The sequence below is a fragment of the Helicobacter cetorum MIT 99-5656 genome (assembly GCF_000259275.1).
GTDB classification, from domain to species: Bacteria; Campylobacterota; Campylobacteria; order Campylobacterales; family Helicobacteraceae; genus Helicobacter; species Helicobacter cetorum.
In genome coordinates this window covers 1,462,613-1,485,128 of record NC_017735.1, presented here as the reverse complement: position 1 = coordinate 1,485,128, position 22,516 = coordinate 1,462,613, and the positions used below count along the sequence as shown (strand labels likewise).

Annotated in this window: 19 protein-coding genes and 1 pseudogene; 15 read left to right on the top strand and 5 right to left on the bottom strand. The window is 35.9% G+C overall.

Translation table 11 applies throughout. The features are described from left to right. Window positions 1-33 precede the first annotated feature (33 nt). Both HCD_RS06990 and HCD_RS06985 read left to right on the top strand, forming a co-directional pair. Window positions 34-231 (top strand): hypothetical protein, encoded by a 198-nt coding sequence (locus HCD_RS06990; protein WP_014659872.1) that lies wholly within the window; start codon window positions 34-36, stop codon window positions 229-231. 161 nt (window positions 232-392) lie between these two features. After that, window positions 393-2,666 (top strand): outer membrane protein, encoded by a 2,274-nt coding sequence (locus HCD_RS06985; RefSeq protein WP_014659871.1) that lies wholly within the window; start codon window positions 393-395, stop codon window positions 2,664-2,666. A gap of 33 nt (window positions 2,667-2,699) precedes the next feature. Here HCD_RS06985 and HCD_RS06980 read toward each other — a convergent pair whose 3' ends face one another. After that, on the bottom strand, window positions 2,700-3,389 hold the full coding sequence (locus HCD_RS06980; protein WP_014659870.1) for an MqnA/MqnD/SBP family protein: 690 nt from the start codon (window positions 3,387-3,389) through the stop codon (window positions 2,700-2,702). A 128-nt stretch (window positions 3,390-3,517) separates the two neighbouring features. Here HCD_RS06980 and acnB point away from each other — a divergent pair, with 128 nt between their 5' ends. Then, complete coding sequence (gene acnB, locus HCD_RS06975) at window positions 3,518-6,079, top strand: bifunctional aconitate hydratase 2/2-methylisocitrate dehydratase (protein ID WP_014659869.1); 2,562 nt, start codon at window positions 3,518-3,520, stop codon at window positions 6,077-6,079. Between the two features lie 86 nt (window positions 6,080-6,165). Here the strand turns inward: acnB and flhB are convergent, their stop codons facing one another. Beyond that, entirely contained in the window at window positions 6,166-7,242 is a 1,077-nt protein-coding gene (gene flhB / locus HCD_RS06970; RefSeq protein WP_014659868.1) for a flagellar biosynthesis protein FlhB, read from the bottom strand. Then, a complete protein-coding gene (mobA, locus tag HCD_RS06965) occupies window positions 7,235-7,840 on the bottom strand; it encodes a molybdenum cofactor guanylyltransferase MobA (RefSeq protein ID WP_014659867.1) in 606 nt (201 codons plus the stop codon). Before mobA ends, flhB begins: the two co-directional genes overlap by 8 nt. A 97-nt stretch (window positions 7,841-7,937) precedes the next feature. Here mobA and moaA point away from each other — a divergent pair, with 97 nt between their 5' ends. Together moaA and HCD_RS06955 are read left to right on the top strand one after the other, a co-directional pair. Beyond that, window positions 7,938-8,903, top strand: coding sequence for a GTP 3',8-cyclase MoaA (moaA, locus tag HCD_RS06960; protein ID WP_014659866.1), 966 nt, complete (start codon window positions 7,938-7,940; stop codon window positions 8,901-8,903). A gap of 26 nt (window positions 8,904-8,929) precedes the next feature. After that, window positions 8,930-12,247 (top strand): annotated as a pseudogene (locus HCD_RS06955) (AAA family ATPase). An 80-nt stretch (window positions 12,248-12,327) separates the two neighbouring features. Here the strand turns inward: HCD_RS06955 and ftsY are convergent. After that, on the bottom strand, window positions 12,328-13,215 hold the full coding sequence (ftsY, locus tag HCD_RS06950; protein ID WP_014659865.1) for a signal recognition particle-docking protein FtsY: 888 nt from the start codon (window positions 13,213-13,215) through the stop codon (window positions 12,328-12,330). Window positions 13,216-13,221: 6 nt separating this feature from the next. Continuing rightward, window positions 13,222-13,779, bottom strand: a complete 558-nt coding sequence (locus tag HCD_RS06945) for a hypothetical protein (protein ID WP_014659864.1) — start codon at window positions 13,777-13,779, stop codon at window positions 13,222-13,224. Between the two features lie 93 nt (window positions 13,780-13,872). Between HCD_RS06945 and HCD_RS06940 the strand changes: the two genes are divergently transcribed. The 10 genes from HCD_RS06940 (at window position 13,873) to HCD_RS06900 (ending at window position 22,514) form a co-directional block, all read left to right on the top strand. Continuing rightward, window positions 13,873-14,535 carry a 5-formyltetrahydrofolate cyclo-ligase gene (locus HCD_RS06940; protein ID WP_050854966.1) on the top strand — a complete coding sequence of 221 codons (663 nt, stop codon included), beginning with the start codon at window positions 13,873-13,875 and terminating at the stop codon, window positions 14,533-14,535. After that, window positions 14,513-16,024 carry a ribonuclease Y gene (gene rny, locus HCD_RS06935; RefSeq protein ID WP_014659862.1) on the top strand — a complete coding sequence of 504 codons (1,512 nt, stop codon included), beginning with the start codon at window positions 14,513-14,515 and terminating at the stop codon, window positions 16,022-16,024. The genes HCD_RS06940 and rny overlap by 23 nt, the downstream gene beginning before the upstream one ends. Window positions 16,025-16,227: 203 nt before the next feature. After that, window positions 16,228-16,587: a FlaG family protein gene (locus HCD_RS06930; protein WP_014659861.1), complete on the top strand. Its 360-nt coding sequence runs from the start codon at window positions 16,228-16,230 to the stop codon at window positions 16,585-16,587. Between the two features lie 30 nt (window positions 16,588-16,617). Continuing rightward, window positions 16,618-18,675: a flagellar filament capping protein FliD gene (fliD, locus tag HCD_RS06925; protein ID WP_014659860.1), complete on the top strand. Its 2,058-nt coding sequence runs from the start codon at window positions 16,618-16,620 to the stop codon at window positions 18,673-18,675. A gap of 61 nt (window positions 18,676-18,736) precedes the next feature. After that, on the top strand, window positions 18,737-19,117 hold the full coding sequence (gene fliS / locus HCD_RS06920; RefSeq protein WP_014659859.1) for a flagellar export chaperone FliS: 381 nt from the start codon (window positions 18,737-18,739) through the stop codon (window positions 19,115-19,117). Beyond that, window positions 19,104-19,349, top strand: a complete 246-nt coding sequence (locus HCD_RS06915; protein WP_014659858.1) for a hypothetical protein — start codon at window positions 19,104-19,106, stop codon at window positions 19,347-19,349. The genes fliS and HCD_RS06915 overlap by 14 nt, the downstream gene beginning before the upstream one ends. 51 nt (window positions 19,350-19,400) lie before the next feature. After that, complete coding sequence (locus tag HCD_RS06910) at window positions 19,401-20,078, top strand: tRNA threonylcarbamoyladenosine dehydratase (protein ID WP_014659857.1); 678 nt, start codon at window positions 19,401-19,403, stop codon at window positions 20,076-20,078. Between the two features lie 2 nt (window positions 20,079-20,080). Continuing rightward, a complete protein-coding gene (locus tag HCD_RS09435) occupies window positions 20,081-20,221 on the top strand; it encodes a hypothetical protein (RefSeq protein ID WP_144005862.1) in 141 nt (46 codons plus the stop codon). Between the two features lie 3 nt (window positions 20,222-20,224). Then, a complete protein-coding gene (locus HCD_RS06905) occupies window positions 20,225-21,106 on the top strand; it encodes a carbon-nitrogen hydrolase (protein ID WP_014659856.1) in 882 nt (293 codons plus the stop codon). Window positions 21,107-21,200: 94 nt separating this feature from the next. Beyond that, complete coding sequence (locus HCD_RS06900; protein WP_014659855.1) at window positions 21,201-22,514, top strand: Na+/H+ antiporter family protein; 1,314 nt, start codon at window positions 21,201-21,203, stop codon at window positions 22,512-22,514. The last annotated feature ends 2 nt before the right edge of the window (window positions 22,515-22,516 follow it).

Sequence of the window (22,516 nt, the reverse complement as noted above, 5' to 3'; positions counted from 1 at the left end):
TTATTTGTAAAATCATTTAAAAAAGGAAATTCTATGTCTAATAACACAATAAAATTTTTTAGTGTTTTGAGTTTGTCTCTAGTTAGTTCTTTAATGGCTGAAGAAAGTTCTTGGTTTCTAGGGGCAAGTTATCAAATGGCACAAATGAAAGAAAACTCTTCTATGATTAATCCTAACTACAACCCTAACGCAATTTCTGGGGGGGGGGGTTACTCACTACCCAACAATTAGATAGTCTCTATAATAATGTTTCTAGTCAAATCACAAATTTACAAAACCAAATAAAAGCTTTAGGTGGTAAAGCCACAGCGCAACAAAAAACACAACTCGCTCAACTAAACATTCAAGAACAAGCTATCAATGTTTTACAAGCTTTACAACAAGACCCTAGCTTGTTTAAAAACTCTCAAATAGAAAATCTCGCTAAAAGCTTGCAATTAAATGCAGGAATCACTCAAAATGGTGTGGGGATTATGAGCTTAGGTTTAGTGATGATTCAAGCCAATGAATTGTTACAACTTATAAAAAATAATCCAACTACTAATCTTATTCAAATATATTCTAAGGAACAACCAACACTTATAACAAATAACTACGCCACTCATTCTAGCCCTACCACTACTATAGAAGTGCTTAAAAGCCTTGATAGTTTAAGACTCTCATCTATTAAAGGGTATTTGGAGGGTTATTTGCAAGAGTTAGACATAATAATGCAACCAAGTTGTGATAACAATGGTGATAGTTGTATCAAAGGTGGTAGCGATAATACAACCTTGCTAACGATTAAAACAAATGTGGAAAGCATTTTAAATGCTTTAAACTCTAATCAAGCATTCAATAGCTCATCTATCCAACAAGATTTAAGCAAAATTATTTCAGCCATACAAGGTAACACTATCGGTGCTAATAACAAAATTACTGATAGTGAAATTTTACAAAATGGATATGTTGGCTATACTAGTAGCAGTAATTTTACAATTGGTAGTGGTGCTACAAGTGATAGTTATTCACATGCCTATTTAACCCCTAGTTTTGGTATCCAATCTCTTATGCTCTTTCAAATGCTACAAGGCATATCTGAAAATAAAAAAGATGTGAATTACGCTTACGCACTGGGTTCAGCGTTTAACAACTTTAAACAAACATACTACAACTATTTTTTTGAAAATGTTTATAATGGTTGCAATCTTTATAGTAGTGGCAACAAAATATCTTGTTTTAATGATAGCACACAGCCCGCAAGACTAAGAACCTTGATTAAAGCGATAGACCCTAGCCTTATAACGACTTATAATACACTTGGCACATTAGGAAATAAATTTTTTGCTAATAGTTCCACAGGAAATGCAAGTGTGTATCAGCCCCTAATGACAGAGTTAAAAAAACAAATCAGCACTTTAAATTTTTCAAACGACTCCATAAAAGAAAACGATAAGCAACAAGCTCTTAGTATTATTGATAAATTTTTAACCGATATTTCACTCTATGACACACAAACTTCCAAAAATACAAGTATACAATTTAGTGCTTGGATAAATAATGGCTCATTTAATTTGATGCATAATCCTATTTCAGCTGATATTTCATTTAACATAACCAAAAATAAAAAGGGAATGGAAGAACCAAGTGGTGTGATTGTAAGGGGAGAATATTGGGGAGGTGCTAATGGAAATACGGTGGAAACATACCCAACAAAGATGAGTATCAAAGACCTTTATAATAATATTATGTCTTGGTGGGACAATGTAGGCAACATGGCTAACGCTCTTAACTCTCATAATCCTAAAGAAATAGGCAAAGCCATTCAAAGCTTTGGTAATTTCTACAATACAATGTGGAAAGAAAATAAATACTATGAAGCAGGAAAGGGGAGCTACCCCGATAAAAACCAAATCAAGCAAATCCTTTCTAACATCAACAAAACTTTACCCACAAAAGACCAAGTCAGTCAAAATACCTTTAATAGTTGGACTCACTTCTTAGCTCTACCCACTCTCTCTCAACAACACCAAGCTACCTATAATACTTTACAATCTTCTAAACCCATAGCCTTAGCTAGTCTAAGCACCTTAGCAAACATGTTTAATCAAATGAATTATTTAAGCTCTCCTACAACTACATTCACTAATAATGATAAAGTTATAGAAAGCAAACAACAAGGTTATATGCTAGGCTTTGGAATCAAGGGTGGCTATAAACAAATGTTTAACTACTATATTAAAGGAGATAAAAAGAGTAAAAAGAAATACGGACAATTTGGCTTAAGATACTATGCTTTCTTAGATTATAACTATGGTATCTTAAATCAAAGAAATATGCATAAAGAAAATATGAACATGCTCAGTTATGGAGTGGGCTTAGATATTCTAGTGAATGTTTTTGAAAACAAACTAGCTAGTTATGGAATCTTTGGTGGGTTTCAAATTGCTGGTAATTCATGGTTATCTACTAGAACTTATTCTAGTAGTATGAAAGATAAAATTAAAGCTACCCATTTTCAATTTCTCTTTGATTTTGGATTAAGAACTAATATTGCTAGACACCATGATATTGAATTAGGCGTTAAGATTCCTATGCTTAGTCAAAGATATATTGACACAGCTAATCTTAAAGTGAATTATAAAAGAGAGTTTGTTTATTATGTAGGGTATTTATATGGGTTTTAGGGGAGGGGGTTGATTAAAATTCTTTAGAGCATGTTAAAAACGCTTGGGTTTTTGAATGCGTTTGAACAATAATTCACGATAGAATGTTCTTAGGCTTAGTTGCTCTTTCTTGCCTAAAGAATAGTAAATTTTTTTTAAATAATTTAGAATTTCTTGGCGTTTTAGCTTGGTTTTTAGGCTCGCTTCATTAAGAAGATAGTGAGGGATTTTAACTTTTTTGTGTTTGAAAGCTAAAGATAATCGCTTGTAAAAATCTTTGTTTTTATGATAGCACAAACGCCCAAAAACAAAAGGCAAGCGTTTTTTTTCATACCACTTAGACGCTAAATCTATGAAAGCATTATCTTGGTGTTTGTTTTGATAATAAAATTGCAACGCTTTATCGCCAATAAGCACTTCGCCTTTTAATCCTAGCACTTTAGCTAAGGCGTTTGAAGATGCGGACTCTTTGTCAAAGGCATTTTCTTTAGCTAAGAGTAGCACACTTAAAACTTCCTTGTGAGCGACTATGCCTAGAGAACAAGAATTGAGAGCGAATTTAAAGCCAGCAATAGAAGAAATAAAGCCTGCATCAATACGCCTAAACAACAAGCTTGTATTGAGTTTAGAAGGGTAGGTTTTTTTAAGCCGTAAAAATTGTTTGAAAAAACAAGGGGTAGGATAGGATTTGATAAACACATCAAAAGGGAGCATGTTTAAATAATCAATTTTGCCAAAACGCACCAAATTTCCTTTTTTATCTCTTATAGTAGCTAAAGTAACTTAATGGCATAACTAAAATTAGAAATAGTTTTGTTATCATGGGCTGGTTATGATAATATAATTGATGGATATGAAATTCAGGAGAGAATATGAAAGATTTTTTAGAGAACTATAAAAAGTGCGTTTTAGAAAGAGAAGAAGAAGGTATTCCCCCATTACCTTTGAATGCGAAGCAGGTAGAAAAAGTTGTTGAACTTTTGATGTCCGATGATACAGAGAATGCAGTTTTTGCTAAAGAATTGCTCATTCACAGAGTAAGCCCAGGTGTAGATGAAGGAGCGAAAGTTAAGGCGGAATTTTTAGCTAAATTATCTCAAAAAAAATTAGAATGTTCGCATATTAGTGCCCTAGAAGCAACCACTCTTTTAGGCACAATGCTTGGGGGCTACAATGTAGAGCCTTTAATTGTAGGCTTAGAAAGTTCAGATGAAAATATTGCTAAAGAAAGTGCAAAAGCTTTAAAATCCACACTTTTAGTTTATGGAGCGTTTGATAAAATCGCTGAATTGAGTAAGACTAATGCTCTAGCTAAAGAAGTGCTAGAGTCCTGGGCGAATGCGGAGTGGTTTTTGAATAAAGAGCCTTTGAGTGAATGTATTGAGGCGTGCGTGTTTAAAATTGATGGTGAAACTAATACAGATGATTTAAGCCCCGCTAGTGATGCTTTCACACGAAGTGATATTCCTTTGCATGCAAAAGCGATGTTAAAAAATAGGATTGAGAATTATCAAAAGCGTATAGAAGCGATTAAGACTAAGGGCGTTCCTGTGGCGTATGTGGGCGATGTGGTTGGCACAGGAAGCTCTAGAAAAAGTGCGACTAATTCTATCATGTGGCATTTTGGAAAGGATATTCCTTTTGTGCCTAATAAAAAGAGTGGGGGGTTTGTGATTGGGGGCGTAATCGCTCCGATTTTCTTTGCGACTTGTGAAGATAGTGGGGCGTTACCCATTATTGCTGATGTCAAAGAAATGAAAGAAGGCGACATTATCAAAATCTATCCTTATAAGGGCGAAATCACGCTTGATGATAAGGTAGTTAGCACCTTTAAATTAGAGCCTGAAACTTTGTTAGATGAAGTGAGAGCTGGAGGACGCATTCCTTTAATTATCGGTAGGGGTTTGACCAATAAAGCGCGCAAATTCTTGGGACTAGATGAATCAGAGGTGTTTAAAAAGCCAGCTACTCCAAAAAGTAATGCTAAAGGCTACACCTTAGCACAAAAAATTGTGGGTCGTGCTTGTGGGGTAGAGGGGGTATTGCCCGGCACCTATTGTGAGCCAAAGGTTACTACTGTGGGTAGTCAAGACACTACAGGGGCAATGACAAGAGATGAGATTAAAGAACTAGCGAGTTTGAAGTTTGACGCTCCTTTTGTATTACAGAGTTTTTGTCATACCGCTGCTTATCCAAAGCCTAGCGATGTGAGTTTGCATGCGACTTTACCTAGCTTTATCACTGAAAGGGGTGGTGTGGCATTGCATCCGGGCGATGGCGTGATTCACACATGGCTGAACCGCATGGGATTACCCGATACTTTAGGCACAGGGGGGGATAGCCACACGCGTTTTCCTTTAGGCATTAGTTTTCCTGCAGGGAGTGGTCTAGTCGCTTTTGCGGCTGTTACAGGCACGATGCCATTAAATATGCCAGAATCGGTTTTGGTGCGTTTTAAGGGTGAGAGAAGACCTGAAATTACCCTAAGAGACTTGGTTAATGCGATTCCTTACTATGCGATTAAACAAGGGTTACTCACGGTTGAGAAAAAGGGTAAAATCAATATCTTTAATGGGCGTATCTTAGAGATTGAAGGTTTGCCAGACATTAAAATGGAGCAAGCTTTTGAATTAAGCGATGCGAGTGCAGAAAGAAGTGCTGCAGCTTGTGTGGTGCGTTTGAATAAAGAGCCTATGATTGAGTATTTGCAATCTAATATCAAGCTTATTGAAGAAATGATAGCAAGCGATTATGAAGATAAGGAGACTTTAAGAAAGCGTAAGGAAGCTATGCAAGCTTGGATAGCTAATCCGGTGTTGTTAGAGCCAGATGATGATGCAAAATATGCTGCTATCATTGAGATTGATATGGCTGAAATTACAGAGCCTATTTTAGCTTGTCCTAATGACCCTGATGATGTAGCTACTTTAAGTGAAATTTTAGCTGACACAACCGGTAAAAGACCGCATAACATTGATGAAGTGTTTATTGGCTCTTGTATGACTAATATTGGGCATTTTAGAGCCTTTGGCGAAATTGTTAAAAACGCTCCTGCTAGTCAAGCACGCCTTTGGGTAGTGCCACCGACTAAAATGGACGAAAAAGAGTTGATTAAAGAGGGCTATTATGCAATTTTTGGCGCTGCAGGAGCAAGGACTGAAGTTCCGGGCTGTAGCTTGTGTATGGGTAATCAAGCAAGAGTAAGAGATAATGCGGTGGTCTTTTCTACTTCTACACGAAACTTTGATAATCGTATGGGTAAGGGCGCTAGAGTGTATTTAGGTAGTGCGGAGCTTGGGGCTGTGTGTGCCTTATTAGGAAAAATCCCCACTAAAGAAGAATACGCTAATTTAGTGAATGAAAAACTAGAGAATCAAAAAGATAGGGTTTATCGCTATATGAACTTTAACTTAATGGAGAATTTCAAGCTCTAGTTTAGTTTTGATTAGGAGAGGGGCTAAAAAGGCGAGCTTGCTCTCTCTTTTTAGTAAAAAAATTTATAAGAAAAATATTTGTGCTTTTAAAAGGATTTAAAAATCCTTTGTTTTTTGCGTTCTTGTTCTAGTTTAGCTACTTGGGCAAAGACAATCGCTACCGCTTCAAACAATGCTTCAGGAATGGCGGTATTTAATTTCACATCTCTATAAAGCTCTCTAGCGAGTTTTTTATTTTCTATAATTTCTATGCCATATTCTCTAGCAATGCCTTTAATCCTAATGGCTAAGTGGTCAGTTCCCTTAGCCACCACTACAGGCACGGGGTGTTCTTCATCAAATTTTAGAGCGATGGCATAATGGGTGGGGTTGGTTACAACCACATTAGCTTTAGGAATTTCTTGCATCATTTTATTAGCAGCATTTTTCATCATCATTTGGCGGATTTTGGCTTTGATTTCAGGGTTTCCTTCTTGTTGTTTGTATTCGTCTTTGACTTCTTGTTTAGTCATTTTTAAGGATTGTGTGTATTGACGGCGTTTCAAAATCAAATCAATAAAAGCCATAACAAAAAACAAAAATAAAAGCGAAAAAATGAGTAATAACGCCTTGTTTCTAAACCATAATAATTGGCTGTTTAAATTCAAAAGGGCTGTATGGTTTAATTCCCCTAAGAATAAAGAAAAGATAAAAAATCCTAGAAAAAAAGCTAAAAAAACTTTTAGAGTAATCATAGCTCCATCAATGAGTTTTTTTAAAGAAAAAAGGTTTTTAACGCCATTAATGGGGTTGATTTTTGAAAATTTGGGCTGAATGGTTTTAGGGGCAAAGAGCAAGCCAAATTGCAAGACATTAGATAAAAACGCCACAATGACTAAGATAATTAAAATAGGTAAGAGCAATAAAAAAGCGTCTTTAGCAATCTGATAAAAAAGCTTGTAAGCATCTTCTTTGCTAAAATCTAAAGAAAAATCTTTAAGCATATTACGATACATCTCGCCAAAGCCATCTACCCACCACATAAAAAAGATAAAAATGCTTAATAGCCCCACCAATAACCCTAAAAATCCCACCACTTCCATGCTTTTAGGCACATTGCCTTCTTCTCTGGCTTTTTGGATTTTTTTCGCACTTGGGAGTTCGGTTTTTTCTTCTTCAGCCATGCTTTCTCTCTTTTAGGATTTTTAAGGCTAATTCATAGTCTTTTAGGGTGTTGAGATTTAGAAATTCTTCTTCGTTATCAAAATCTATAGCGATTGAATGGGTATTCTTTATAAGGGTGCTAAGGCGATAGTTTTGGGTTTTAATAGCATTAGTAAGAGTATCAAGAACATTTTTATGCCACAAAGAAATTAGATAATGCTCTTTAGTGGGGCTTTTAGCATATACCACGCTAAAGTTTTGCACTTCACAAAGAGTCTTAATACTCTCAAAGGACACTAAGGGTGCGTCTATAGTGATGAAAAAAATATAAGGGGTTTGCAATGTTAAAAAAGCGTTATAAAGACCAAAAAGGGGCGAAACAATTTCGCTCTCTGTTTCTAAAAGATAGGGGGCATTTAGCTTAAAAGGCTTTTTAACGCTAATAAACACTTTTTTAAAATGCGTTAAAAGGCGTGTGTATTGGTATTCTAAAAGGCTAGAACAAGACTCAAAGGGCATAAGAGCCTTGTTTGTTTGGGTGTTATTCACAACAAAACGAGAGCTTTTTCCCCCAGCAAGTAGGACACAAGGAATATGATTGATAAAAGGTAGTTTCAAATAGTTTATCCATTTTTAAAGCTTGATTAAGTTGTTGTTTATTATGTTACACTAAAAGCTTAAATATGAGAATTGAATAGGGGGATAAAGGGAGTGAATGCTAATAGATAGTTTTGATAGAGTTATTGACTATATTAGAGTGTCTGTAACCAAGCAATGTAATTTTAGGTGTCAATACTGCATGCCAGATACACCATTAGATTTTTTTGATGATGAAGAATTATTGCCTTTAGATAATGTTTTAGAATTTCTTAAAATTGCGATTGATGAAGGCATTAGAAAAATCAGAATTACCGGTGGAGAGCCACTATTACGCAAGGGCTTAGATGAATTTATCGCTAAATTGCATGCCTATAACAAGGAAGTGGCATTAGTTTTGACGACTAATGGCTTTTTACTCAAAAAAATGGCTAAGGATTTGAAAAATGCCGGGTTATCACGAGTGAATATCTCGCTAGATTCTTTAAAAAGCGATAGGATTATTAAAATCTCTAAAAAAGACGCTCTTAAAAATGTGTTAGAAGGCATTGAAGAGTCCTTGAGAGTAGGCTTGAAACTCAAGCTCAACGCCGTGGCTATGAAAGGCGTTAATGATGATGAAATTTTAGAGCTTTTAGAGTATGCAAAGAATAGAAATATACAAATCCGCTACATTGAATTTATGGAAAATTCGCATGCTAAAAGCTTTGTTAAAGGCTTGAAAGAGCAAGAAATTTTAGATTTGATTGGTCAAAAATACAAAATTGTTGGTATGGAAAAAAACCCCATGGGGCCTTCTAAAATCTATACACTAGAAAATGGCTATCAATTTGGCATTATCGCTCCGCATAACGATGATTTTTGCAAATCTTGTAATCGTATCCGCTTGGCTTCTGATGGCAAGATTTGTCCATGCCTATATTACCAAGACGCCGTAGATGTTAGAGATGCGATTAAAAATAGGGATAGAATAGGCATGAAAAAGCTTTTAAAACAATCCGTAATCAATAAACCCGAAAAAAACATGTGGAATGATGAAAATAGCGAAACTTCTGCAAGGGCGTTTTATTATACGGGGGGATAAGGGGCGTTAAAAGTATAGGGCATGAAATGGAATTAAAAACGCGGTTTTTACAACTTTGTAATTTTGAACCTTTAGGCGAAGACTCGCCTACCAAACTACTCTTAAACGCACATTTTAGTGGCGATAAGCAAGGCGGACTAGTGATTTTAGTGGGGGAAAATAATGTGGGCAAGAGCAGGGTTTTGGAAGCTTTGAAAACCTTTAATGATGCAGATATTAAACTTTGTAGTGAAAAAGACTATTTCAAACCCTATACACTCAAAGACACTATTTTAAGCCTAGAAGAAGAAACAAGTGTTGATAACAAAATTACAGATTTTTCTCGTGTGGATTTGAAAATTCAGCTTAAGGAAAATGATTGGGAGTCAAAGGAGTTGTCAAAAGAACTCATCAGTTATCCTTTTGAAAAGCATATAAAAGCCTTAGGGATGCAATACCCTTTTGCTAATGATCTTATTCATACTAACGATAGTGATTATTTAAGGATTTGTGCTTTTATTAAAAATTTTATAGACCTTATTGTTTCTTACGGCCAGCTAGAACCATTTATAGATTTTTACAAAGAAAAATTAAAATTAAGTGAGTTTGTTACCACATATGCTAGAGAAACCAAGAATTTACTTTTCAAAGAACTGGTTAAAAATTTAAGTGGCAGTGAGAGTTTTATTGAGAAGTTTTGTTTGAGTATAGATGAAATTATAGAGTGTAATACTCCTAATAGAAAGTATGATGCAAGTAAGTTTTATCTACTTCAAGAATCCAAACAAAATAAGTTGCAAGAAATAAGTGTGAAATTGCAAAAAATATTTGATAATTCAAAAAAGCACCCCAATGAAATCAAAAAAGAACTCAAGGATATTATTAAAACTTTAAATATTGAAGTATTTGGGAATAATTTTGACAAAATATTTGAGAGCAAAGTTTTAGAATTAAAAGATGATTATCAAAAAGAAAAGTGTGAAAAACTTATTGATGGAATTAAACAAGCAATAGAAAATCAATACCCTATCAATGAAACATTTAAGGAACAATTTAAGGAGTTCCAATCAAATCTGATTAGTCGTAAAAAGAATATCAAAAATTCTTTAATAAAACTTGATGAAACTAGAGAGACTTTTGAATAACAAAAAGAGTTGTTGATACAAGAAATTGAAAATTATTGTAATAACCAAAAAAAACCGGAATTTGAGATGGATGCTTTGATAAGCAATATCTATCAAATTTGCAAAAAATATATCGCAAGCCATACTACCAATAATGACAATATAGATATAAAATATGTGATGTGTCAGACTTATTTGAATAAAATAGATTTGTTACTAAATTCAGAAATTAGAATGTATAGCAGAATGTTTGAACCAGCAAAAGAATCTCTATGGGAGACAATAAAAGTTTTAGATAGTAAAAGTAACGCTAATTTGTTTCCTAAAAGTTTTAATGAAATTAAGGACAGGTTTGAGACAAGCAAGGAAGAAATCAAGCAAAGCAAGAGTGTTTTAGAAGTCATAGAATATTGTAGGGAGTGCAACCCCTATACAGCGTTTAGAGGTTTAAGAAACAAAATAAACTTTCCTTTAAGTAATGATTTACCCAATAAACTTGTTCCAGATGTGAAAGCATATGTAGACCAAAAAATTACAGATAGTAACCTTGGAGTTATATTCAATATCAATAGTGTTACCAAAAGTATTATTTCTAGTTACAACTTGCAACAAGAAGATTGGTTTTTTCAAAATTCACTATTTAGGAAAATAGACCTTAGTCCTTATGGGATTTGGCAGATTTTAGATTTAAATCAAGAATTCTTAAAAAATAGACAAGAATTACAGATAAAATTTAATAATAAAAATGGTGATTTAGAAATTTATCATAATTTTAAAAAAATATTTAATATTCCTAAAAAATATTTTAAACAAGAAATAAAAAAAGAATTATTGAAAGAGATTAAGCAATCAGAAAATCCTTTTTCAATTCAAGTAGAGAGTGTGTATAGAAATGATAAATTATGGATTCAATCTTTTAAAAACAATGAAGATGAAAGTGTCTTTTTTGTTGAGGGAAGTTTTGCAGAAATTTTGGAATATAACATGCAATTGCAAATTGACTCTTTAATCACAAAAGATTTTAATAAGCTTTTAGCAATTGCTCAAGATGACAACCAAGATAATTACAAATTGAAAATTTGTGTTCAATATAATCCTGAGCTTTCCGGAAATGATAATTTAGGACAGTGCAATGTATATGAAATTAAATTTGAAATTTATGACTGCAGAAAATCAAAAGAGAAAGAACCTATTATCTTAGAACAACAAAGCATGGGTTTTAAATGGGCGTTTAATTTTATGTTTGGTTTTCTCTATAATGTGAAGGCAAGACATAGTTTTAATAATAACAATATCTATGTCATAGACGAACCAGCCACTCATCTAAGCGTGCCGGCTAGACAAGAATTTAGGGAATTTTTAAAAGATTATGCCTATAGGCATGGGGTTACCTTTGTTCTAGCTACTCATGACCCCTTTTTAGTGGATACTAACCATTTAGATGAAATAAGAATTGTAGAAAAGCAAAAAAACGGCTCAGTAATTTATAATGAATTTAACTATTCCTTAGAAAAAAAGCCAAAAGAAAAAGATGTTGACAAGGATATTATTGGTAGAAACTCCGATGCCCTAGATAAAATCAAACGCTCTTTGGGGGTAGGTCAACATGTTTTTCATAACCCCAGAAAACATCAAATTATCTTTGCGGAAGGGATTACAGATTATTGCTATCTCACTGCTTTTAAAATATATTTTAATAAACTTGATGATAATGAGCTTGAAAAAGAATTAACAAATACCGAACCTAGCAAGTTTAAAGAAAAGCTAAGAAACATTACTTTCTTGCCGATTTCAGGGCTTAAACGAGAGATTAAGGGCGAAGACGAAGATAGGCTAAGAGAAATGAAAGAAACCATTAAAAAACTTTGCGAATTAGATAATAACCCCATTTGTTTGATAGATGATGACAGCAATAAACAACCGCCCAATAGTGAACTATTTAAACAAGCTAATAAAGAGTTAGGGTATCCTGTCAAAATTTTACAACTCTCACAATGCAATGAAAATTTCAAACAAATTGAAGATTTGTTTAGTGATGAAGACCAGCAAAAGTATTCATTAAAAAATAAAAATAGAGAATTAGCGATAGCTTTTAAGGGTAAGCTTTATATCGTAAGCCATAAGCTCAATAACAAACATTATCCATACTCACTTAACAACCAAGATGTAGTAAGCAAACAAACAGAAATCAATTTTCTATATTTGTTTGAATGGATAGCATGCAATTTGGATTCATATTAAAAACCAAGCACGACTAGAGCGATTAAAAATGGATGCATAAAATCTGATTCTAACACCCCACAAATATTATTCAAGCCAATTTATGACTCCATAAACACTGCATCAACTAAGTCTTCTATAAAGCGTTCTTCATCAAAGGGGATTAAATCATCTTCTTTTTCGCCCATGCCTAAATAAAGGATAGGTAATTTCAACTCATACAGCACGCTTAAAATCGCTCCGCCTTTAGAAGTGCCATCAAGCTTAGTCATAATCACGCCATCTAAGGCTAGAGTTTCATGAAAAATCTTAGCTTGAGTGAGTCCTGAACTTCCTTGTGTGCCATCTAAAATGAGAAATTTGTAAAAAGGAGCGTCTTTTAAGACTTTAGAACAAGTGCGCGCGATTTTAGAAAGCTCGTTTTTGAGATTGGTTTGGTTGTGTAATCTTCCAGCGGTGTCTATAAAGACTTCATCAATGTTTTTAGCTATCGCACTTTCTATGGTGTTATAGGCTAGAGAGCTTGGGTCGCTTCCTTCTTTAGCACTAATGACTTGAATATTGAGCCTTTCGCCCCATAATTGGAGCTGTTTGACGGCAGCAGCTCTGAAAGTATCGCCCGCCCCTAAAAGCACTTTTTTATGTTGTTTTAAAGAGAGCTTGGCTAATTTAGCGATGCTAGTGGTTTTGCCCGCACCATTAACCCCTACAATGAGATGCACTAAGGGTTTTGTGCTAATAGTTTGAAGGCGGGTTTTATCATAGTAGCTTTCCCCACGCACAAAGCGTAGTAGGGCGACTTCTAATTGCCTAGGCGTAATTGAGTCGCTTAGATGTTTTAATAAGCTCTCTATTAAGTCGTATTGAATGTCAAAGCTAATAAGAACTTCTTCTAGCTCATCTTTGAGAATACTTTCACGCCTTTTTTTTGCGGACTTATTCTCTTCACCCTTAATTTTGTTGGCAATTTTTTTGAAAAAATGAAACATTAAATTCTAGTCCTTTAAGTTGGAAATATCAAATTGAAGCATTTCTGCTGGCACAACGCCCTGATAGATATGAATTAGTTTATGCTTGCTGTATAAGAGCATGTTAAAAGAAGTTTGTAAATGGTTATTTTTTGTGTTTAACTCTCTAAAAAGGGCTGTGTCTTTAGGGTTTAAAACGATGAAATTGGCTTGAGAATGTGAGATAAAGTCTTTGATTTCAGTTGCTAAGTAGGGTTTGTTGAGTAAAACAATCAGTCTTAAACGCTCTTTAAAAGTTTTTTTTAGAAGGTTAAAGGCTGGGATATAATCTTTGAGCGAATCATTTAAATCGCTCAAAATAAGCAAGGTGGGGGTGCTAGGATTAGGGCTTATTTTTAGGGCTTGTAAATCTCCTGTAATGGTGTATTCTTGGTCGTTTAAATCCGTAGCTGTGTAAGTTTTTTCAAAAAAGGTATCTTGTTTAGTGCTTGTAGTGTCTTTTTTAGAATTTTCGCAAGCACTAAACCCCAGCACAATTACAGAAATGAACATGACAAAACGCAAAAAAAGAACCTTAATTCTCATTATAGATGTATCCTTAATATAAAATTGTAACTAAGAACTTAAAATTGTATTATAATCTAAGTTTAAAATCTAAGGAATATAACCATTAAAGCGATTTTTAGAGATTTTTGTAAAGAACGCTTGAAAAAGGCTAGAGCAACTAGAGACAAACTAGCTTGTAGGCTTTTGTTTCTAAAACTTAAGAGTTATAAAAATATTTTGTTGTATAGCCCTTTAGAGCATGAGCTTGATATATTGCCCTTGATTATTAGGTTAAGACAAAGGCGTAAGCGTGTGTGGTTGCCCCAAAGCTTAAAAAAGGGTGCTAACATTTCCAAAGAGCGTTTTAGTATTGCACCTTTTAGGTTGCCCTTAAGGCGTTTGGGATTGTTTGATGAGCCAAGACTCTCTTATTTGTATAAGCAAGAGTTAGATTGTGTGGTTGTGCCTATTCTAGGAATGGACAAAAGCTTTAGGCGTGTGGGTTTTGGACTGGGTATGTATGATAGAAGCTTGCCAGAACTACTCAAAAAGCAACGAAAACGCCCTTTGGTGGTGTTTGTGAGTAGGGAATTAGCGATGGCTGATGGCGTTCTTACAAACGCCTATGATATTGAAGCGAATCTTTATGTGAATGCTCGTATCGTTATGAAGAATTGCAAAAAGGAACATTATGGGTCACAGCGGATTAATTTATGTTTCATTAGAAGTCGTTGTTGCATGTTTAATCAGCGCCTTAGTCGTGTATTATGTGATGAAAAGGATTTATCATGCTAAAGGGCAAGCCCTTTTAAAGAGTGCATCAGCTAAGGCTAAATTAATGGAATTTCAAGCCAAATCTTTTGTGGAAGCTGAAGAAATGCGTATGAAAAACCTAGAATTTCAATTGAAGCAACAATATGAAAATAAAAATCTTCAGCTCAAAACTAATTTTGACAAGAAAGAAGCTCATTTAAGGCATGTGGAAGCGCAATACAAAGAATTTGCAAGAGATGAGAGACGCTATTTAGAAAAAGAAAAGAAAGAGCTTGAAAAAGAGCGAAAACTTTTAGAAAAAGAAAAAGAAAAAACTAAAGAGCAAGTTAGGGCTTGTAAAGAGACTCAAGCAAAAGCGTTAGATGTGATGTTAAATTATATGGCTTATACCAAAGATGAAGTCAAAGACATGGTATTAGAGCAACTAGAAGAAGAGCTAGAGGCACAAAAAAGCGCTTTGATTAGGCGTTATGAAAAGGAAGCCAAAGAAGAGAGCAAGAAAAAATCGTATGAGATTTTAGCAGAAGCAACAGCTCGCTTTGCTGGTAATTATGCTACAGAGAATTTGATTAGTCGCATTGTCTTGCCTTGCACAGAATATATCGGTCGTGTGATAGGAAAAGATGGGAAAAATATTGAGACTTTTAAAAAGATTAGTGGGGTGGATATAGAATTTAGCGAAGATTATAGCGAAGTATATCTTTCTAGCTTTAATATTTATCGGCGTGAAGTGGCGAGTGAGACGCTTAAGATTTTAGTAGAAGATGGGCGTATCCAGCCCCATCGCATTGAAGAAGTGTATGAAAGAGTTTCGCACAACATGGAGAAAAACTTGCTTTCTGAAGGGCATGGTGTGGTGTTAGAACTAGAGCTTGGAGCTATGGAGGATGAGCTTAAAATCTTACTAGGCAAAATGCGTTATCGCTCTAGCTTTGGGCAAAATGCCTTACAGCATTCTAAAGAAGTCGCCTTTCTGGCAGGGTTGATTGCAGAGCAGCTAGGGGGGGATAAAAAACTTGCTAGACGGGCAGGTATTTTGCATGATATAGGTAAGGCGCTCACACAAGAGCTTGGGAGAGACCATGTGAGTTTGGGGGTTGAGGTGTGTAAGCGTAATAAAGAAGACCCTGTAGTGATTAATGCGATTTATGCTCACCATGGGCATGAAGAGATAATGAGCATAGAGTGTGCGAGTGTGTGTGCTGCAGACGCTCTTTCTGCAGGACGCCCTGGTGCAAGAAGAAAGAGCGATGAAGAATACGCTAAACGCATGCAAATTTTAGAAGAAATTGCCCTAGAGTTTGAGGGGGTTGAAAAGGCGTATGCAATGGAGAGTGGGCGAGAATTAAGAGTGATTGTAAAATCCAGTCAGGTCAGGGATAATCAAGTTCCTATTATCGCTAGGAAAATTGCCAAAAAGATAGAAGAGAATACTCAGTATGTGGGCGAAGTAGGCGTGCAAGTGGTGCGAGAAAATCGTTTTAAGACTACGGCTACGCTTAGACAATAAGTGTTATTGCTCTGTCATAATCAATAATCAATGCCAAAAATAAACGCACAAGGGGGGGGTAAATCCTTCCTTGAGTCGTGGTGTGTTTTAGTTTTGCTTAACAAAAAAATAATCTTTTGCCGATATTTAGCGTAGAATATTTATACTATAAAACAAAATTTAAATAATTTGTGAGTATTAAGAGATTTGGAGGTTCTTATACAATGATAAGTGAAATTCAAGGAGATGTTCGCGGGGTTTCTGGTGTCTCTCAGGCGAGAATTCAAACAACGCATGTGGGTCAAGTCAATCGTGCGAGTGCTTTAGATGAGTCTAAAATGGCTATAGAACCTGAGCAATACAAGCCTAAGCTGGAGTTATTGAGTGAGCGTTTGAATGAAGAGATGAAGCGTATTGGAACGGATATTGATTTTAGCTACAACGATGAGATTAAGGGCTTGGTGGTTTCAGTTAAAGACGCTAATGGAGGCAAGGTGCTAAGAGAGATTCCTTCTAAAGAAGCCGTGGAGCTTATGCAAAGAATGCGTGATGTGATAGGGATTATTTTTGACAAGAAGGGCTAGTCAAAATTTTGAAAGTTTAAAGGTGATGGTATGGCAATAGGTTCATTAAGCTCGTTAGGGCTTGGCAGTAAGGTTTTGAATTACGATGTGATTGATAAGCTTAAGAGTGCCGATGAAAAAACTTTAATCGCACCATTAGATAAGAAAATGGAGCAAAATGTTGAAAAGCAAAAAGCCCTTGTAGAGATTAAAACGCTTCTTTCAGCTCTTAAAAGCCCTATCAAAACGCTTTCGGACTACTCCACCTATATCGGTAGGAAAAGCAATGTTACAGGAGGTGCGTTGAGTGCGAGCGTGGGTGCTGGCGTGCCTATCCAGGATATTAAAATAGATGTGCAAAATTTAGCACAGGGTGATATTAATGAATTAGGGGCGAAGTTTTCTTCAAGAGATGATGTCTTTAGCCAAGTAGATACCACGCTCAAGTTCTATACGCAAAACAAGGATTACGCTATTGATATTAAGGCAGGGATGACTTTGGGTGATGTGGCTCAAAGTATTACAGACGCTACAAATGGTGCAGTGATGGGTATTGTGATGAAAACAGGCGGGAATAATCCTTACCAGCTCATGTTAAACACCAAAAATACCGGCGAAGATAATCGTGTCTATTTTGGCTCGCATATTCAATCAACACTCAATAACACAAATGCCCTTTCTTTGGGGGTTGATGAAGCTGGAAAAAGTGATGTGAGTTTGAATGTGAAAGGTGCTGATGGAAAAATGCATGAAGTTCCTATTGTGCTAGAAATTCCTGAAAGCTCTTCTATTAAGCAAAAGAATGTTGCGATTCAAAAGGCTTTACAACTTGCTTTGCAAAATGACCCTAATTTTAAAGATTTAATCGCTAATGGGGATATTTCTGTAGATATTCTTCATGGTGGGGATTCTTTAATGATTAATGATAGGCGTGGGGGAGTGATTGAGATTAAAGGGAGCAAGGCTAAAGAGCTAGGGTTTTTACAAACTAAAACCCAAGAAAATGACTTGCTTAAAGGCACACGCACGATAAAAGAGGGCAAGCTAGAAGGTGTTATTAGCTTGAATGACCAAGCACTAGATTTAGCCACTCTAACGAGTGAAGATAACACTAGCGAGCAAAATACAGACGCTATTATTCAAGCCATTAATTCTAAGGAAGGCTTGAGTGCTTTTAAAGATTCAGAAGGTAAGCTTGTGATTAATGCTGCAAGTGGGGTGCTAACTATCAAGGGCAATGATATCTTAGGCAAAACTCATTTGAAAGATTTAGGTTTGAGTGCTGGCATTACACAAACTTATGAAGCTTCACAGGACAAGCTTTTTATATCGAAAATTTTACAAAGAGCGAGTGATTCAGAATTTACTTATAATGGTGTGAGTATCACACGCCCTACTAATGAGGTTAATGATGTGATTAGTGGGGTTAATATCACCTTGCAACAAACCACAGAGCCTAATAAACCTGCCATTATTAGCGTGAGTAGGGATAATCAAGCCATAATAGACAGCATTACTGAGTTTGTAAAAGCCTATAATGAGCTTATTCCTAAGCTAGATGAAGACACTCGTTATGACCCTGATACAAAAATCGCTGGGATTTTTAATGGTGTGGGCGATATTCGTACGATTCGCTCATCGCTTAATAATGTGTTTTCTTATAGTGTGCATACTGATAGTGGGGTGGAAAGCTTGATGAAGTATGGGCTTAGTTTAGACGATAAAGGCACAATGAATTTAGATGAAGCCAAATTAGCGAGTGCTTTAAACTCTGACCCTAAAGCGACTCAAGATTTTTTCTATGGGAGTGATAGTAAGGATATGGGGGGTAGAGAAGTCCATCAAGAAGGCATTTTTTCCAAGTTTAATCAAGTGGTGGCTAATCTCATAGATGGGGGGAATGCTAAATTGAAGATTTATGAAGATTCCTTAGATAGAGATGCTAAAAGCTTAGCTAAAGACAAAGAAAACGCTCAAGAGCTTTTAAAAACTCGTTATGACATCATGGCGGAGCGTTTTGCAGCTTATGACAGCCAAATTTCTAAGGCGAATCAAAAATTCAATTCTGTGCAAATGATGATTGACCAAGCGGCTGCCAAAAAGAATTAAAGGCAGAGTTAAGAGAGAATTAAAGAAAAATTAAAATTTTAAAGGATAAAGGACAAATATCATGCGATATGCTAATGCTTACCAAGCTTACCAGCACAATAGAGTGAGTGTGGAGTCTCCGGCGAAACTCATTGAAATGCTTTATGAAGGGATTTTGAAATTTGCTTCACAAGCGAAACGCTACATTGAGAGCGAAGATATTGAAAAGAAAATTTATTATATTAACAAAGTTACAGATATTTTCACGGAGTTGTTGAATATCTTAGATTATGAAAGGGGTGGGGAAGTTGCGGTGTATCTTACAGGGTTATACACCCATCAAATTAAGGTTTTGACTCAAGCAAATGTTGAAAATGATGCAAGTAAGATTGATTTGGTGTTAAATGTGGCCAAGGGGTTATTAGAAGCATGGAGAGAAATCCATTCTGATGAACTCGCTTGAGCCTGAAATCTTATTAGATTCTTTTAAAATCGCCCTTTTAAAGCAAGACTCTCAACAAGCTTTTCTATTAATAGAACGCCTTTCTTTGGAGCAACTCCAGCACTTAGATTTAGACACGCTTTTGAGCCTTAAGGAAATGATAGCCCAAAGCATTGAGTTATTGAAAAAAGAGAGAGACACCTTGCAACTACAAATGGCTAAAGCCAAAAAAATTCAAAAATTTTTGTCTTAGGTTTTTTTAAACTACGCTACAATAAAGCCTAATTTAACTAAAGGCTAAAAGTTGTCTGTTTTAGAACCGATTGATAGATTCACTCGCACAAGGTGGTTGTTTAAAAAGGATTTTGAAAAAATTCGCACACAAAGAGTGCTTATTTGTGGGGTAGGGGGTGTTGGGGGCTTTGCATTAGACGCTTTGTATCGTGTGGGGGTGAGCCAAATCACTATTATAGACAAAGATGTGTTTGATGTTACTAATCAAAACCGCCAAATAGGCTCAGAAAGAGTGGGGGAGTCTAAGGTATTGGTGTTACAAGATTTGTATAAGGGCATAGAAGCTCTAAACTTGCGTGTAAATGAAGAGTTTCTAGCTTCATTTGATTGCATGGCATACGATTATGTTTTAGATTGTATGGATGATTTGCCCATTAAAGCCAGTTTAGCGATAAAATGTCAGAACTTAGCTTATGGAAAGTTTATTAGTTCTATGGGAAGTGCTAAACGCTTGAATCCTAAATACATTCAAGTGGGAAGCGTGTGGAAAAGCCATGGCGATAAATTTGGGCGGAAGTTTAGAGATTTTTTAAAAAAACGCCATTTTAAGGGAAACTTTAAAGTTGTGTTTAGCCCTGAGACTCCCCATTGTATAGAGCTTGGGAGTTTTAATGCAGTTACGGCGAGTTTTGGGCTACAGATAGCGAGTGAAGTAGTCTGTGATATGATTAAAGATAAAAGGAAGTAAGAATGCGTGATTATGAAGAAGAATTAGAAGAGTTTGAAGAGCTAGAAGGCTTTGAAGAAGAAGATGAAGAGTATGAAAGTTATAAGAATGTCTATGATGACGATGATTATGAAGACTATAGCTCTGATTATGAGGAAGAGTAAAAAATGATATACGCAAGTATTCTTCAGCATGCCTATTTGGGCTCTAGAGAAAAAACCATTCAGCACACTAAACATTTGCTTGAACAAGCGATAGAAAAACACCCTAACACGAATTTAGTGGTGCTACAGGAATTACACCCCTATAGTTATTTTTGTCAGAATGTTGACCCTAAGTTTTTTGGTCTGGGCGAGTATTTTGAAGAAGACAAGGCTTTTTTTAGCGATTTGGCTCAAAAGTTTAATGTGGTGCTTGTAACTTCCTTGTTTGAAAAGCGTGCTAAAGGGCTGTATCATAACACGGCTGTTGTGTTTGAAAAAGATGGCTCAGTGGCTGGAACTTATCGCAAGATGCACATTCCTGATGACCCTGGGTTTTATGAAAAGTTTTATTTCACGCAAGGGGATTTAGGGTTTGAACCTATCACTACAAGCATAGGAAAATTAGGGCTTATGGTGTGTTGGGACCAGTGGTATCCAGAAGGGGCTAGGATTATGGCTCTAAAAGGGGCAGAAATCTTAATCTATCCTAGTGCGATAGGGTTTTTAGAAGAAGATACTAACGAAGAGAAAAAGCGTCAGCAAAATGCATGGGAGACCATTCAAAGAGGGCATGCGATTGCCAATGGTTTGCCTTTGATTGCAACCAATAGAGTGGGGGTAGAATTAGACCCTAGCGGTGTGATTAAGGGGGGCATTACTTTTTTTGGTTCTAGTTTTATTGTAGGGTCTCAAGGGGAGTTTTTAGCTAAAGCAAGCGATAAAGAAGAAATTCTTTATGCTGAAATTGATTTAGAACGCACCGAAGAAGTACGGAGAATGTGGCCGTTTTTAAGAGACAGACGCATTGATTTTTATAATGACTTATTGAAGCGTTACACAGACTAGAAGGGATAAGTAAGATGAGCATGATTTCTTGTGCTAAAAAAGCACAAAGACTCTATCATTTTTGTGCTTTAGTTTAGATAACAAGGAGCAAGAAATGCTAGAAAATAGCTCTGTGTGGAGCAACCCTGCCTTTATCGCTATCATCAGTATGTGTGTGCTTAGCCTTTTAAGGCTAAATGTCATGCTTTCTATGATTAGTGCGACTTTATTAGCGGGGCTTATAGGGGGACTTGGGCTAACAGAAAGTTTTAATGTGATGATAAATGGCATGAAAGGTAATTTAAACATCGCATTAAGCTACATTCTTTTAGGGGCATTAGCCGTAGCCATTGCTAAGAGCAATCTCATTAAAATTGCTTTAAACAAGCTCATTGCTTTGATGGATTACAGGCGGGCGGTTTTTTGTTTTCTAATCGCTTTTGTTGCATGTTTTTCGCAAAATTTAGTGCCGGTGCATATTGCATTTATTCCTATTTTGATTCCGCCATTGCTCCATTTAATGAACAGGCTAGAGTTAGACAGAAGGGCTGTGGCTTGTGCTTTGACTTTTGGCTTGCAAGCCCCTTATTTAACTCTTCCTGTGGGCTTTGGCTTGATTTTTCAAACGACCATTTTGGAGCAATTAAAACAAAATGGTATAAACACTAGCCTAGCTCAAATTACAGGAGTGATGTGGATTGCGGGATTAGCCATGGTTTTTGGGCTATTCTTGGCGGTTCTAGTTCTCTATAGAAAGCCTAGAAAATACATAGAGAAGTCTCTTCACACGCAAGATTATTCACAATTAAAATTAAATTACCATGATTATTTGACTTTTATAGGTGTCGCAGTTGCCTTTGTCATTCAGTTAGTGAGCGATTCTATGGCTTTAGGGGCGTTTTTGGCTTTAGCCATTATGCTACTAGGGCGTGGCATTAAGTGGAAAGACACAGATGCTTTGATGGACGATAGCGTGAAGATGATGGCGTTTATCGCTTTTGTGATGTTGGTGGCTAGTGGGTTTGGAGAAGTTTTACAAAAAGTGCATGCGATAGAAGGTCTAGTCAATTCTATTACAAGCTTAGTTCAAGGAAAGCTTTTGGGAGCCTTTTTAATGCTTGTAGCAGGGCTTTTTATCACTATGGGGATAGGGACTTCTTTTGGCACCATTCCTATCATCGCTGTTTTTTATGTTCCTTTATGTGCGAAATTAGGTTTTGGCATAGAAGCTACGATTTTACTCATAGGCACAGCGGCGGCACTAGGTGATGCAGGTTCACCTGCTAGTGATAGCACCATGGGACCTACTTGTGGGTTGAATGCAGACAATCAGCACAATCATATTTATGACACATGTGTGCCGACCTTTTTGGTGTATAACCTTGCTTTAATCGTGTTTGGGGTTCTTGGAGCGTTATTATTAGACTGAGT

What these genes read in the sequence shown, in the direction of transcription:
- HCD_RS06990 (WP_014659872.1), top strand. Translation starts at nt 34, where the DNA reads ATGTCTAATAACACAATAAAATTTTTTAGTGTTTTGAGTTTGTCTCTA.
- acnB (WP_014659869.1), top strand. Translation starts at nt 3,518, where the DNA reads ATGAAAGATTTTTTAGAGAACTATAAAAAGTGCGTTTTAGAAAGAGAA.
- flhB (WP_014659868.1), bottom strand. Translation starts at nt 7,242, where the DNA reads ATGGCTGAAGAAGAAAAAACCGAACTCCCAAGTGCGAAAAAAATCCAA.
- moaA (WP_014659866.1), top strand. Translation starts at nt 7,938, where the DNA reads ATGCTAATAGATAGTTTTGATAGAGTTATTGACTATATTAGAGTGTCT.
- ftsY (WP_014659865.1), bottom strand. Translation starts at nt 13,215, where the DNA reads ATGTTTCATTTTTTCAAAAAAATTGCCAACAAAATTAAGGGTGAAGAG.
- HCD_RS06945 (WP_014659864.1), bottom strand. Translation starts at nt 13,779, where the DNA reads ATGAGAATTAAGGTTCTTTTTTTGCGTTTTGTCATGTTCATTTCTGTA.
- rny (WP_014659862.1), top strand. Translation starts at nt 14,513, where the DNA reads ATGAAAAGGATTTATCATGCTAAAGGGCAAGCCCTTTTAAAGAGTGCA.
- HCD_RS06930 (WP_014659861.1), top strand. Translation starts at nt 16,228, where the DNA reads ATGATAAGTGAAATTCAAGGAGATGTTCGCGGGGTTTCTGGTGTCTCT.
- fliD (WP_014659860.1), top strand. Translation starts at nt 16,618, where the DNA reads ATGGCAATAGGTTCATTAAGCTCGTTAGGGCTTGGCAGTAAGGTTTTG.
- fliS (WP_014659859.1), top strand. Translation starts at nt 18,737, where the DNA reads ATGCGATATGCTAATGCTTACCAAGCTTACCAGCACAATAGAGTGAGT.
- HCD_RS06915 (WP_014659858.1), top strand. Translation starts at nt 19,104, where the DNA reads ATGAACTCGCTTGAGCCTGAAATCTTATTAGATTCTTTTAAAATCGCC.
- HCD_RS09435 (WP_144005862.1), top strand. Translation starts at nt 20,081, where the DNA reads ATGCGTGATTATGAAGAAGAATTAGAAGAGTTTGAAGAGCTAGAAGGC.
- HCD_RS06905 (WP_014659856.1), top strand. Translation starts at nt 20,225, where the DNA reads ATGATATACGCAAGTATTCTTCAGCATGCCTATTTGGGCTCTAGAGAA.
- HCD_RS06900 (WP_014659855.1), top strand. Translation starts at nt 21,201, where the DNA reads ATGCTAGAAAATAGCTCTGTGTGGAGCAACCCTGCCTTTATCGCTATC.